The 13,924-nt window shown below is 38.8% G+C and carries 11 protein-coding genes; 6 read left to right on the top strand and 5 right to left on the bottom strand.

The features are described from left to right. Positions 1-14: 14 nt before the first annotated feature. Genes J580_RS18970 through cysM form a run of 4 tightly spaced genes read right to left on the bottom strand, consistent with a single transcriptional unit; the run spans position 15 to position 5,516 of the window. Positions 15-2,321, bottom strand: a complete 2,307-nt coding sequence (locus J580_RS18970; protein ID WP_002117181.1) for a RelA/SpoT family protein — start codon at positions 2,319-2,321, stop codon at positions 15-17. Positions 2,322-2,351: 30 nt separating this feature from the next. Next, positions 2,352-3,743 carry a 23S rRNA (uracil(1939)-C(5))-methyltransferase RlmD gene (rlmD, locus tag J580_RS18965; RefSeq protein WP_014208393.1) on the bottom strand — a complete coding sequence of 464 codons (1,392 nt, stop codon included), beginning with the start codon at positions 3,741-3,743 and terminating at the stop codon, positions 2,352-2,354. 9 nt (positions 3,744-3,752) lie between these two features. Then, the gene (locus tag J580_RS18960) at positions 3,753-4,571 is read right to left on the bottom strand and encodes a 3'-5' exonuclease (protein ID WP_014208392.1); all 819 of its coding nucleotides are present in this window, start codon (positions 4,569-4,571) and stop codon (positions 3,753-3,755) included. A gap of 12 nt (positions 4,572-4,583) precedes the next feature. Further along, entirely contained in the window at positions 4,584-5,516 is a 933-nt protein-coding gene (cysM, locus tag J580_RS18955) for a cysteine synthase CysM (protein WP_002117176.1), read from the bottom strand. Between the two features lie 172 nt (positions 5,517-5,688). On the opposite strand from cysM, the gene J580_RS18950 reads away from it, so the two are divergent. From J580_RS18950 to rsfS, 5 genes are all read left to right on the top strand, one after another. Beyond that, entirely contained in the window at positions 5,689-8,496 is a 2,808-nt protein-coding gene (locus J580_RS18950) for an ATP-binding protein (protein ID WP_032005286.1), read from the top strand. Between the two features lie 93 nt (positions 8,497-8,589). Beyond that, positions 8,590-9,378, top strand: a complete 789-nt coding sequence (locus J580_RS18945) for a crotonase/enoyl-CoA hydratase family protein (protein ID WP_032005285.1) — start codon at positions 8,590-8,592, stop codon at positions 9,376-9,378. Between the two features lie 12 nt (positions 9,379-9,390). Then, positions 9,391-10,260: an NAD(P)-dependent oxidoreductase gene (locus J580_RS18940; protein ID WP_002117186.1), complete on the top strand. Its 870-nt coding sequence runs from the start codon at positions 9,391-9,393 to the stop codon at positions 10,258-10,260. A 13-nt stretch (positions 10,261-10,273) separates the two neighbouring features. Then, positions 10,274-11,068, top strand: coding sequence for a hydroxypyruvate isomerase family protein (locus tag J580_RS18935; protein ID WP_032005284.1), 795 nt, complete (start codon positions 10,274-10,276; stop codon positions 11,066-11,068). 81 nt (positions 11,069-11,149) lie between these two features. Further along, entirely contained in the window at positions 11,150-11,551 is a 402-nt protein-coding gene (gene rsfS, locus J580_RS18930) for a ribosome silencing factor (RefSeq protein ID WP_001047580.1), read from the top strand. Positions 11,552-11,622: 71 nt separating this feature from the next. Here the strand turns inward: rsfS and J580_RS18925 are convergent, their stop codons facing one another. After that, a complete protein-coding gene (locus tag J580_RS18925) occupies positions 11,623-12,885 on the bottom strand; it encodes an SEC-C domain-containing protein (RefSeq protein ID WP_032005282.1) in 1,263 nt (420 codons plus the stop codon). 167 nt (positions 12,886-13,052) lie between these two features. On the opposite strand from J580_RS18925, the gene J580_RS18920 reads away from it, so the two are divergent. Further along, positions 13,053-13,874, top strand: coding sequence for an SDR family NAD(P)-dependent oxidoreductase (locus J580_RS18920; protein WP_032005280.1), 822 nt, complete (start codon positions 13,053-13,055; stop codon positions 13,872-13,874). The last annotated feature ends 50 nt before the right edge of the window (positions 13,875-13,924 follow it).

Below are 13,924 nucleotides of genomic sequence, written 5' to 3'. Positions count from 1 at the left end.
TTTTACTTAATTTATTAAACGCCTTGAATCATGCGTCGCGCACTAATGATTCCAGGTTGCTGCTCTAGGCGAGCCAATAAACGAGAAAGCTGCGCTAAACCTTTAACCTCAATGAGCAACTTCATATTAGCAATACCATCTGCCTCAGAAATTGTATTAACCTGACGAATATTGATTTGGTCAGAGAAAATCACTTGAGTTAAGTCTTTAAGCAGACCACGACGATCATATGCTTCCACCACAATCTGAACGCTTTGACCCCGTGTTGGCTGCATTTCCCAATCAGCTTCAACAGCACGCTCTGGCTCTTGCTTAATCATCCGCTGATAGTCAGAACAAATGACTTTATGGATGCTGACACCACGGTTCAAAGTAATATATCCAGCGATTGATTCACCATGTACCGGCTGACAGCACTGAGCGATGTGCAGCTCTACATTATCTAAACCATCAATTAAAATGCCATGTGCTGATAGCGTATGGCTAGCACGCGGATTTAACGTTGGTTTAAGTACTAGTTCAGGCTCATCCTGATCTAGATGCATTTGGCGGTTCACCTGATTAATCAGGGCATGTAAGCTAATATCGCCACTGACCAAATTCACCAAAATGTCGTCGCCGGTCTTCACATTAAAATGTGATGAATAATCGTTTAGGTCGATACTTTTTGGGTGAATCGCAAGACGAGCCAACTCTTTATTAAGCAGTTCTCGGCCTACTTCAAGATTCTTACTACGGTCTTGCTGTCTAAACCAATGACGCAACTTGTCACGTGCACGAGAGGTTTTGATATAACCCAAAGAGTTCACCAACCAGTCACGGTTTGGTTCACGATCTTTTTTAGTTAAAATTTCAACCTGTTCACCCGTTTTTAAAGTATAGGTAAGTGGCACATAACGCTGATTGACCCGCGCTGCATAACACTTATTCCCTACTTCTGTATGCACATGATAGGCAAAATCTAAAACTGTTGAACCACGCGGCAATTCTTTAATATCACCATCACGACTGAAAACATAAATCTTCTCAAAGCCTTCAAAGTCTTGTAACTGTTCAAAGCCTTCTGTTTCATCTTCGTTTTGATGTACCGTCGTTTCATTACGTTCTTGATAGTGTTCTAAAACAGCACGTAATGAATGCAAACGATGGTTAAAGGAATGGTCGGTATTCTTTGAACCTTCTTTATAGTTAAAGTGTGAACATACGCCTAACTCTGCTTCATCATGCATCTCATGAGTACGAATTTGTACTTCAAGAGATTTGTTTTCAGCAATTACAGCCGTATGCAAAGAACGATAACCATTGGCTTTCGGATTGGTAATATAGTCATCAAACTGATGCGGAATATGACGCCAGATTTGATGTACGATACCTAAAGAGTGGTAACACTCTGGCACACTATTGACCAACACACGCAAAGCACGAATGTCATAAAGTTGGTCGAAGCTCAGGTTTTTGCTCTTCATTTTTCGATAAATCGAATAAATGTGTTTTGCGCGCCCTGTAATTTCAGCTTCGATGCCGTAAGACGCTAACTCATTTTTCAAACGATCAATGACGAACTGAATATAATGCTCACGCTCTAAACGCTTTTCATTTAATAAAGAAGCAATCTCTTTATAACGATCTGGTGCCAAATAGCGAAATGCTAGATCCTCAAGTTCCCATTTAAGCTGAGCAATACCAAGTCGATGTGCCAACGGCGAATAAATAGTTAGAATTTCACGCGCGACACGCTCTTGACGCTCACGTGATGAGTTCGCCAACTCACGTAAAGAATAAGTACGCTCAGCCAACTTAATTAAAACAACACGAACATCTTCGGTCACCGAAATCAGCATTTTATAAATGCCGCTTAGATGTTCTCGTTGATTATTATTAAAGTGATCTTCTAACCGTTTATTTTTTTCAATAAGTTCTGAGAGTTTACCCATTGCCAAAGTACCTTTGACAAGGTTGTAAACTTGCTCCCCGAATTTCTGTTTTACTTCTTCTATATCGGTAATGCCTTCACGCACACTACGATAAAGCATTGCTGCTGATAAAGTATCTTCATCTACATGGAGATGTGCCAGAATGTCGGCCATTCCAACGCCTGTAGCAAAAGTATTGGAACGATGATTAACCGTTGAATCTAACTCTTTTTGCAGGGTTAAATGAGCGACTTTTTCAAGTTGTTCAAGCTCCGCCCCATCTAATATTTCACGCACCCGATCCAACCATGAGGCTAAACCGATTTGCGTTTCGGCGGCATGCTCTACAGTCGTTTCCTCTGACAACTCGGTTAGTTGTTCAGGTAACTGTTCACGTACTGTGACCATACCATTCTCCTCAATATGTAACTCATGTTTTTAATCGTTTATCTCTTGAATTTTTTCAAATAGTGCAATGGATTCAACATGTTCGGTATGCGTAAACATGTCCATCACTGCTGCTTTTTTTAACTGGTAACCATATTGGACCAAAACACCCGCATCCCTTGCCAGTGTAGCTGGATTACATGATACATAAACGATTCTTTTTGCTCCAAAATTTGATACATACTGCATAATTTCATATGCACCAGCACGAGGAGGATCAATCAATAATGCATCAAATCCTTGATTTGCCCAAGAATGATGCGAAAAATCTTTTGTTAAATCTTGTGAAAAGAAGGTTGCTTGCACCAAACTATTGCATTTCGCATTAGCTGTTGCTCGCTGCACCATTTCTTCACTCCCTTCAACACCGACAACCTGACCACTCTCACCAACACATCGTGCTAACGGGAGTGAGAAATTGCCCAAACCGCAAAATAGATCAAGTACCTTTTCACCTGGTTGCAATTGAAGCAATTCACATGCCAATTGAACCATTTGTTCATTTACTGTGGCATTGACCTGAGTAAAATCCAATGGCGAAAAAGCAAAATTTACATTAAACCTTTCGAAGGCATAGTGTAAACGTAAAGCACCTTGTTCATCATCAATACGATGAATGCTTTCAGGACCTTTAGGTTGCAAATACAACTGCCACCCTTTGTGTAACGCAAATTGCTTTAATTGGTTGACATCAGAATTGTTTAATTTTTCTACATGACGAACCAATAAAGAAATTTCATTATCACCTTTTGCTAATTCTACATGACCAATGTGCGCTTTGCCTTTTAGACTTTGGAGTAAAGTGCGTAGCTCAGGAAGACTATTTGATAAGTTTTTATCCAAAACACTACAGCTATGGATCGAAGTTAGACGATTACTATGATGTTCACGAAAACCCATGATTAAGCGATCTGGTTTTGGCAAATAGCGCACGCCTATTCGAGCACGACGACGATAATCACTTTGTAAAGATCGAATCGGTTCTAGCCACTGTTCAGGTTGAATACCTGCAAAATGCTGTAAATGTGACTGGAGTACATTTTGTTTTAAACGGATTTGTTCATCAGGATGAATATGCTGCATGCTACATCCACCACAGATACCATAATGAGGACAAATTGCCTCTATACGATGTGCTGAAGGTTCTCCTAACAACTGCAACATTTCAGCTTCTTCAAGACGCTTCGCTTGATGGGTAATCCGAGCTTTTACAGTTTCTCCTGGCAATGCATAACGAATAAAAACTTTTTTGCCATGCTTATCTGCAGGGTGCTCAGGATGAGAACCATAATGCGCAATTCCACGCCCCTCATGAGAAAGTGTTTCCACCTGAAAAATATATTCGGGTTGTTGGAGGTTGCGAGATTTGGCTTGTTGTTTCAAAGAATGAACCTAAAAATCTGAAGAATTAAAATAGTGAGAAGTAAATTCGGTATGTTTCGAAGTACGTTCCCATACTTCAAGGAAATCGGCTTGCTGTGGCATAGTCTGTAAATATTCAATACTCGAACTAATCCAGTGGTTATGTTCATCTGCATTCAATTGACCTTTTAGTACTAACCAACGCAAATAAATAAACCATGTATTGAGCACATCTCCTTCACAATAGCTCGTTAATTTTGACCACTGTTGATTACGAACATATTCAGGCACATGATAACCCGACTCACCACGCTTACCCGGCAAACCTAAAATACAGGCAATATCGTCAAGCTTTTGAAAATTACGGCCATTAAACATTGCCATAACGTCCATTAAGTCTATATGGCGATGGTGATAACGGTTTTGGTAATTATTAAAACGCTTCTGGCTATCAATCTCGCCTTGATCAAACAGACCGGGGGCAGATAGCCCATGATACATAGCCCGAAATAGGATAACTGGTAAATCAAATTGCGAACCATTCCAACTTACTAGAGTCGGATGGCGCTTATCAAAAATAGATAGAAATTTTTGCAAAATTTCTGCTTCAGAATAGTGTTCTCGACTAAAAGAAAATAATCGAAAACCAGACTCATCGATCCATAAGCCAGAAATACAAACAATTTCATGTAAAGGCAAACGCTGAAAATCCATACCAGATTCTTGGCGACGGATTTTCGTCAATGCTTGCTCTACATCGGCTTCAGGTAAATCAAGATGATATAAATGCGCACCCGCTTTTAAATCAGTTAAAGTTTCAATATCAAAAACTAAGGTAGGGAAACGCATTATTTCTCTCAATTATGAGTTATCGTCCTGTACTGAAAACAGACCTGTAGACAAGTAGCGATCTCCACGGTCACAGATAATGCAAACAATAACAGCATCTGGATTTTCTTCTGCAATTTTGATTGATGCCCAAACTGCACCGCCTGAAGATGTACCAGCACTAACACCTTCCATACGCGCTAATTTACGCATAGTTTTTTCAGCTTCAATTTGTGGAATATCAATAATACGATCCACACGGCTACTATCAAAAATAGTAGGCAAATATTCTTTTGGCCAACGGCGAATACCGGCAATACTTGATCCGTCTGCTGGCTGTAAACCAACAATTTGAATATCTGGGTTTTGTTCTTTTAAATATTTAGAAACACCCATAATAGTACCGGTTGTACCCATTGAACTCACAAAATGGGTAATTTTACCGCCTGTTTGCTTCCAGATTTCAGGACCAGTCGTTAGATAATGAGCTTCAACATTATCAGGATTACCAAACTGATTTAAAACGTGACCTTTACCTTCTTTTTCCATTTGCAAGGCTAAATCACGTGCACCTTCCATACCTTGCTGCGGTGTTACTTCAATCAGCTCTGCGCCATAAGCCAACATTGCGTCTTTACGCTCTTGGCTCATATTATTCGGCATAATAAGTTTCATTTTATAGCCGCGCATTGCCGCAACCATAGCCAACGCAATACCTGTATTACCGCTGGTTGCTTCAATTAATGTATCACCCGGTTTAATTTGACCACGTTTTTCTGCCTGCATAATCATGTTATATGCAGGACGGTCTTTTACAGAACCTGCCGGATTATTACCTTCCAATTTTGCTAAAACTATCGCTTGCGTATGAGAAGCTAATCGCTGCAAACGAACTAGAGGTGTCTTACCTACATAGTGATCTAACAAAAATTCGTCGGCTAAAAAATCAGGTTGTGTATTACTCATGATCAACACCTATATCGAGGTGGGCCTATTGTATGAAAAAATGCTCGGTACTGCACCCATTTCAATATGCTTTTTCATGAAAGCGATTAAAGCTCGGTCATTTATAAAATGCCGTCTGTTTTAAAATAAAGCGTGATAAGATGCCGTACAGAGAGATAAATCTGATGTAGCCATGTCTAATTTCAATAAAACCTTATCGAAACGCTTACGTCTGAATCATGCATATGGGCAATTGATTGCTCTTATTTTTGTGCCCATTATGATTTTAACGTGTGTTGGTGCTTTTCTGGTTTTAACTGAAACCTCACATTCAGTAAAACAACAACAGCTACATCATGCCTCAGCAATTTTAGCTCGCTATAATCAAATCGCACTAGATTTATACCACCTAGTCGAACTACAACCCGATGAATATGACCATGCCCAGCACATCATGCAAAGCATGTTTAATGAAAAAAATCTAAAGCGTGCTGCGTTAATTGATAGTAACGGCCAAACCTATTTAAGTATCGGTTATCGAGACAATCGTTACTGGCCAAATTTTACTGAAAAAAATAATTTTTTTGGTCCAATCTCTTATAACCACAACAATATTTATGGACTTCGTATTAGCGATACACCAGAAAAAACACCTGTCTGGCTCGTGATTGAGATGGACAATCAGCCACTGGAATTGGCACGTTACCGTATTTTGATTGCCCTCGTCATTACTGGCTTAATGACCTTATTGTTACTTTTACTTTGCTTGAATTTTTATTCGCGTCGCTGGATTGCGCCGATGTACGAAATTCGCATGCAGTTGCAACGTTTAAATGCAGACACGTTGGACCAGCATATGGTTATTAACAGTACGGGTGAATTGCGCTTGTTACAGCGAGATATTGCAAACGTTGTTAAACGCTTACACTTTAGCTTTTTAGAGTTAAAAGAACACACCGAACAAACCGAAGAAGACTTACGCAGAACACTAGATACCTTAGAAGTTCAAAACATTACCTATCGTCAAGCACGTGACCAAGCGATTTCATCGAACCAAGCCAAATCGGTTTTTCTTGCCAATATTAGTCATGAGCTTCGAACGCCTTTAAACAGTATTGATGGCTTTATTCATTTATTACTTCGTCAACAAAATCTAAATAACGAACAAAATCTTTACCTGCAAACTATTCGCAAGTCATCAGCCCATTTATTGGCATTAATTAATGATGTATTAGATTTCTCAAAAATTGATGCTGGTAAATTAGAGCTCGAAACAGCGCCGTTTGATTTAGAAGAAGCCGTCTTTGATGTCATGGATATGCTGTCTCCACTGGCTGCCCAAAAGCATATCGCTATGGCTTTTTACTATGCCGACAATATTCCACAACAAGTGATTGGTGATGCTTTACGCTTCAAACAAATTCTGACTAACTTGATTTCGAATGCGATTAAGTTCACTCCAGATGGCGAAATTATTGTTCGTGTTCGTATGGAACATGATGATATCGGACAATGCCTACTTCATTTTAGTGTTCAAGACAGTGGTATTGGTTTAAGCGGTACAGATCGTAAAAAATTATTTGAATCATTCTCGCAAGGTGATGCATCCGTTACACGTCAATTTGGCGGTACAGGTTTAGGTCTTGCGATCTCTAAACAGCTTGTCCATCTCATGCATGGCCAAATTGGCTTTGAAGATAATCAGGAACGTGCTCCAACAGAAAAAGGCTCAACCTTCTGGTTTACCGCACAATTTGTAGTAGATGAAGATTACGAGATCGAACACCCACACTTTGAACATTTACAAGTGGTGTCTTATCTTGCGCACCCTGCTACAGCGAGTGTTTTACGTTACTACCTTGAAAACTATCATGTTCCTCACATCGAGACACAATCGATTCTGGACTTATTTAGTCGTTTAAAACATCTTGATCAGAAAGATAATACATGGCTCATTGTTGACCATAGTGGTGATACTGAGGCGTTATTAAAAGAAATTCGTAGTCGTTATCAAGGTAATTTGGCAGTTTATGGCTATCAAATGACGCTTGAGCCAAACATGCTCACTGAATATCGTGCTCGCCCTCTCTATCAACCGCTTAGCCGAAGCGGACTCATTCAATTACTAAATGATCAACCTATTTTTGAAGAGGAACAACAAGATTTCAATGGTCAGGGTTTACACATTCTGGCAGTGGATGACCATTTACCTAACTTAATTGTTTTAGAAGCTCTACTGGGTGAACTTAACGTTAGAACAACTAAAGCAATCAGTGGTCAAGAAGCGCTTAATCTGATTCAAGAGCGAATCGATCAGAAACTCAAACCATTTGATTTAGTGTTTATGGATATTCAAATGCCTGTTATGTCAGGTATTGATACCACGCGTGCTATTCGTTCATTAGAGTCGACTTTAGATGGTGAAATGCAACTTCCAATTATTGCATTAACAGCCCATGCCCTTGCCGATGAAAAACAAAAACTTCTCAAAGTCGGCATGAATGACTACGTCACTAAGCCAATTCAAATGGAACAAATTATTCAGATTTTAACGCAATGGACTAAAAACAACTTTACAGCAAAAGCTCCAGATAAAGACCATCATGTCGTTGCAGAAGCATTAGACCCAGAAATTCTAAACTGGCAACAAAGCTTGCAGCTTGCAGCAAACAAAGAAGATCTTGCTCAAGATTTACTTAAAATGTTAGTTGATAGTTTCCCAACTGAGCTAGACGAAATGCAGCAGCTCATCGAGCTTGAAGACTTCCCTCAACTTGAGCATGTTTTACATCGTCTTTATGGTGCTACCCGCTATGTAGGTACTCCAAAACTGCAACAAGTGACAGGTGATTTTGAGCAATTTATTTCAACACTACGCAAAGAACGCCGTATAGCAGATGAAAGCTTTATTGAAGAAGTTATGAGACGCTTTGATGAGTTAGGACTTGTAGTGAAAGAAGTAGAAAGTGCTGCTCATCAAATCTTGGTGATTCCTGACTAGCATATCTACCAAATGGTATGACTGAGCTGTCATGTTTCCAAATTACAGCCATGTTATGCTCCGCTTATCGATAAAAAAATAAGCGGGAATTTCATGGCACTTTTACGTATTGAAAAGAATAATGGCATTGCAACAGTTTATCTAAACCGTCCTGATAAACGTAACGCCATGAGTTTTGCCCTTCTCAAAGAACTCGTTTCAACAGCAAAAGCCATTAAAAAAGATAGAGATATCCGTTGTGTGATTTTGACAGGTGAAGCACAAGTTTTTAGTGCCGGAATTGATTTATCTGATCTGAATAATCCAAAAAATTCTGCCTTTGCCATTTGGGAGCTAGTGAAACCCGGACAAAGCTTATTCCAAAAAGCATTTCTTATTTGGCAAAATTTACCTGTACCTGTAATTGCGGCACTTGAAGGATATTGTTTTGGTGCCGGAATGCAACTTGCCTTAGCAGCTGATATTCGAATTTCTCATCCAGACACAAAAATGTCGATTATGGAAAGCCGTTGGGGCTTAGTGCCAGACATGGGACTTACTCGTTCATTGAAGGGACTAATTGGCGTTGATCTTGCAAAAGAACTCACCTTAACCGCTCGTGTTTTCGATGGAAATTATGCAAAAGAAATTGGTCTTGTAACTCATTTAAGTGACTCTCCGCTAGAAAAAGCAAATGAAATTGCCACTGAAATGTTACAACGCTCACCCGATGCTCTCACTGCTGCAAAACGTGTACTTGATGCAATGGAACACCAACCTGAAAAGTCATTGCGTCTAGAAAAAATCTGGCAACTTAAATTATTACTTGGTAAAAATAGCAAACTTGCTCGTAAAAAAGACAAACATCCGGAAGTTAATTTTTTACCACGCCAATATAAATAAAGAGCTTAGATTATGAATTTTGATCGCAACACCCCTATTGCTTTTTTAGGTATAGGGCTTATGGGGAGCCGCATGGCAACCCGCCTTATTCAAGCTGGCTTTCAAGTTGCGGTTTGGAATCGAACCCCTTCTGCATGTGAAGAACTGATTGATATCGGCGCACAGCCTCTAGATCTTATAAATATTGGCGAATATCCTGTTATTTTAATCTGTCTAGCAGATGACAAAGCCGTAGAGGCAGTATTTGAACAAATTCAGCCGAACTTAAAAGCTAAACAGGTAATTGTTGATTTCTCGAGCTTATCTGTTGCTGCAACAAAAACGCTTGCTCAAACTGCTGCCACACATGACGTTATTTGGATTGATTCACCTGTATCAGGTGGAACAGCTGGAGCAGAACAAGGCACGCTTGTTATTTTTGCAGGTGGTGATGCTCAAACCATTACAGAATTAACGCCTGTTTATAATGTTTTATCTCAACGTGTAACACGGATGGGAGATACAGGAACTGGCCAAGCCACCAAAATCTGCAATCAACTCATTGTTGCAGCCAACAGTGCGCTTATTGCAGAAGCTGTTGCTCTTGCAGATCGAGCAGGTGTAGATACGACTTTGCTCGCTCCAGCTTTAGCGGGTGGATTTGCAGATTCAAAACCTTTTCAAATTCTCACCCCACGTATGGCAACTCATACCTTTGAACCTGTTCAGTGGAAAGTTCAAACATTATCAAAGGATCTTAACAACGCAGTAACATTGGCTAACAATGTTAATTTAGATATCCCAGTTGCACAAAAAGCTCTATTACAGCTACAAACTCACCAAAAAAATGGCTTTGCCGAGAAAGATTTAGCTACTATGATTCAATTAATAGAGCAAAAATAAACGGAGTTTGAGTATGGGTCGTCTTGCAGTCAATTTATCCATGATTTTTACAGAAGTTCCTTTAATTGAACGCTTTGCTCTGGCCCATGCTCAGGGCTTTGAATATGTCGAAATTCAATTTCCTTATGAATTGTCTATTACAGATATTCAAACTCAACTCGAACACTACAACCTCAGCCTTTGTTTAATTAATGTGCCTGCAGGTGATCTTATGCAAGGCGGAAACGGTTTAGCAGGCATTCCCGGCCAAGAAACAGCTTTCCATGAGGCATTAGAATTGGCTATTAGCTATGCCACGGCTTTAAACGTTCCTCGTGTTAATATTTTGGCGGGTAAGCAACCACTAGATGCTGACTTACTTCCTTGTTTAAAAACACTAGCAGCCAATTTAAAACTTGCCTGCAACTTACTCAGTGAACATGATATAGAACCCGTTTTTGAAATGATTAATGGCACGGATATGCCTCGCTTTTTGGTGCAGAACATTGCGCAGGGCCAAGAAATGCTTGAAGCAGTCAATCACCCTGCCCTCAAAATGCAATATGACTGCTATCACATGGCCATGATGGGTGAAGATGTACTTGAGGGTTTACAAGAAAACATTAACTTAATTGGTCATATTCAATTTGCAGACTGCCCGGGCCGCCATGAGCCTGATACAGCTCAAATTCCTTATGAACAAATTTTTTCTTGGTTAAAGCAAAGTTCATATCAGAACTATATTGCAGCGGAATATAAACCTGAAAATGGTTCAAATCAGTCGTTTACATGGAAGAAAAAATACTTTTCTGATGATGTAAATATATAAACTGTTACGACTTCTGTTTGAAATTTAGTGCGAAAACCACTATATTAGATAGTGAGTAATTGTCAGGAAAATATACCCTATATGAATTTAGAACCATCGCCCAGCGTGTCTAATTCTCACGATTTCGCAATGAACACCTCAAATAAAGACGTACAAGCTTGTCTCAAAGTCGTCCACGACGCTTTAGTTGATGTAAAAGCAAAAGATATTCTCCAGTTAGATGTTAGCTCAATTAGCAATGTCGCTGATGCTATTGTAATTGCAAGTGGTACTTCTACTCGCCATGTCAAAGCACTTGCTGACAATGTTGCAGAAGAAGCTCGAAAAGCCGGTTTCCGCCCGATTGGCGTTGAAGGTGAACGAGATGCAGAATGGATCTTAATTGATCTTGGCTTTGTTGTAGTACACGTAATGCTACCAACAGCTCGTAAATTCTATGATTTAGAAAGCTTATGGCGTACCGCTCCAGAGTCGGTTGCTTAAAATTTTGCTTTTAAAAAAAGCGGCTCTTTTGAGCCGCTTTTTTGTTTATTTGAGAGTTATAAATAGATGAATTAGTGTCCCAATTTCGACATTCTAATTTGTAATATACTGATATGCTCAGGTTTCTCGTTAGCATATAGCTCATCCAACAATTCATTAGCTTTTCTCGCAATTCTCCGTACTATCACCACAATATCTCTTTTTGCTCTTTTTGAAACACAATTCAAGCTTCTCATTTGATCTAGAACCACCCCCGAAAAGCATATCGAATAAAACCTAGCTTCTTCTTCTAAACTATTTTTCAAATGATCTATTTGACCATCATTATCTACTCTTAAAGAAAGACTATTTAATGATGGATGTGTGTAATCTGATAAAAACTTATATAAAAAATTAAATAGCAAAGTATCTTCTTTATATTTACTACTATTTAACATTAAATAGTTTGAAATATGTCCCTTAAATTTCTTTCCATCAGACTTTCTAATAATTACTCTTCTATCCTCATCTCCCTTATTATTTTTACCATATACATATACTCCTTGAGACAACCCCAAAGGTACATCAATTAAATTTATAAGTTGATCAGGACAATTCAGCGCAAAAACAATATGGATATAATTTTCATATATATGTCTCACTAAAGGCAAACTATTACCACTCATTCTTTCATTTAACAATACATCAATCGCCCTAAGAGTATTTGCAGTCTGCGTTACATGTAAGAGCACATAGTCATCCACAGTAAAAAATTTACTTGAACTTTTTTCTTTTATTGCTGACTTTAATATTGCATTCTCCAAAATATAACCAATACGAATAATACAAGCGAAAATCTCCTCAGTAAAAGATTGGAATAAAATCTCTAATTTACTTAATTTTTTTGAAACACCACTAAAATACTCATCAATTGCATTATTCCAATCTTCTAAATCCTTGCCTGTTGCTAGCTTTTCATTTTCCTCTGTCAATAAAAGCCCACCCGTCTTTTGATAAGCGTAAATGAATTCAGGCCCTATTTCAGCCTTTTCCATAACCCTAACCATTTCACGCTGCATATCAACATCCGAGAGCAGATATTTAGCGAGAAATACTGGATCATTTTTATGAGGCTTCCTTTCAAACACTTGAAAGAAGTGTTCTTCAGCTTGTTGTAAAAGTTTTACTGGCTCATCTGTTAATGAAATTTTTTTCAACACCATTCCATTATCATTAACACACCACTTTAGATCAGTTTGTTTACAACACTGCGCGTATGTTCTCCCACTTTCACAAGGACACTTTGTTCTGCCATGAATTTCTCGTGTATGATTTTTTTGATTTCTCTTCATCATTTCACACTCTTAGTATCAAAAAAACATTCGAATCAGCCGTTTGACTTTAGTTATTAACAGCCAAACATCACATATATCCAAAATTGACATGACAAATTGTCAGATTTGCAGCACTATATATTTTCTGAAAGTTCTCACCAATAAATAGCATAACCGGAGTACAGAAAGTGAAGATATTAATTACAGGTGCCAATACGGGCATTGGCTTTGCCACAGCCGAACAACTCGTTAAACAAGGACAACATGTCATTCTAGCGTGCCGAAATCCACAAAAAGCGCAAGAGGCGCAAAACAAACTACGCTCACTCAATAAAGGCCAAGTCGATTTAGTTTCTCTCGATTTAAACAATCTTGAGTTAACCCGAAAAGCAGCAGATGAAATTGCAGATAAATATGGCAATCTTGACGTACTCATTAATAATGCAGGCTTATTTGCCAGAACCAAACAATTGACCAATGAAGGCTTTGAGCAACAATTTGGGGTTAACTATTTAGGTCATTTTTTACTTACTCAAAAATTACTTCCAGTTTTAAAACAATCTCCAAAAGCACGTATTATCCATCTTGCATCTATTGCCCACTGGGTGGGCTCAATTAAACCCAACAAGTTTCGTGCAGAAGGTTTTTACAATCCCCTGTTCTATTATGGTCAATCAAAGCTTGCGAATTTACTATTCAGCAATGCATTAGCAGAACAGTTAGCTGGAAGTTCAATTACCAATAATGCATTACACCCGGGTGGTGTTGCTTCTGATATTTATCGAGACTTACCCAAACCTGTCTATGCAGCGATGAAATTAGGCTTAGTGCCAACCTCAGTTCCAGCAAATCTCATTACAGAAATGGCAACTTCTGAAGCATGGCAACACCGTAATGGCGAATATGTCAGTGCACATATGCCAGACTGGAAATCATCACATGCTAAAAATCAGCAACTGGCACGTGACCTGTATCAACAATCTATGGATCTTGTAGAAAAATTTCTTTAAAAAACCAGCTCAAATAAAAAACCACCCGAAGGTGGTTTTTTTATTTCAAA

The organism is Acinetobacter sp. 1542444 (assembly GCF_000581835.1).
GTDB classification, from domain to species: domain Bacteria; phylum Pseudomonadota; class Gammaproteobacteria; order Pseudomonadales; family Moraxellaceae; genus Acinetobacter; species Acinetobacter pittii.
This window is presented reverse-complemented; position numbering and strand designations above follow the sequence as displayed.

What these genes read in the sequence shown, in the direction of transcription:
- J580_RS18935 (WP_032005284.1), top strand. Translation starts at nt 10,274, where the DNA reads ATGGGTCGTCTTGCAGTCAATTTATCCATGATTTTTACAGAAGTTCCT.
- rsfS (WP_001047580.1), top strand. Translation starts at nt 11,150, where the DNA reads ATGAATTTAGAACCATCGCCCAGCGTGTCTAATTCTCACGATTTCGCA.
- J580_RS18940 (WP_002117186.1), top strand. Translation starts at nt 9,391, where the DNA reads ATGAATTTTGATCGCAACACCCCTATTGCTTTTTTAGGTATAGGGCTT.
- J580_RS18945 (WP_032005285.1), top strand. Translation starts at nt 8,590, where the DNA reads ATGGCACTTTTACGTATTGAAAAGAATAATGGCATTGCAACAGTTTAT.
- J580_RS18925 (WP_032005282.1), bottom strand. Translation starts at nt 12,885, where the DNA reads ATGATGAAGAGAAATCAAAAAAATCATACACGAGAAATTCATGGCAGA.
- J580_RS18950 (WP_032005286.1), top strand. Translation starts at nt 5,689, where the DNA reads ATGTCTAATTTCAATAAAACCTTATCGAAACGCTTACGTCTGAATCAT.
- J580_RS18970 (WP_002117181.1), bottom strand. Translation starts at nt 2,321, where the DNA reads ATGGTCACAGTACGTGAACAGTTACCTGAACAACTAACCGAGTTGTCA.
- J580_RS18960 (WP_014208392.1), bottom strand. Translation starts at nt 4,571, where the DNA reads ATGCGTTTCCCTACCTTAGTTTTTGATATTGAAACTTTAACTGATTTA.
- cysM (WP_002117176.1), bottom strand. Translation starts at nt 5,516, where the DNA reads ATGAGTAATACACAACCTGATTTTTTAGCCGACGAATTTTTGTTAGAT.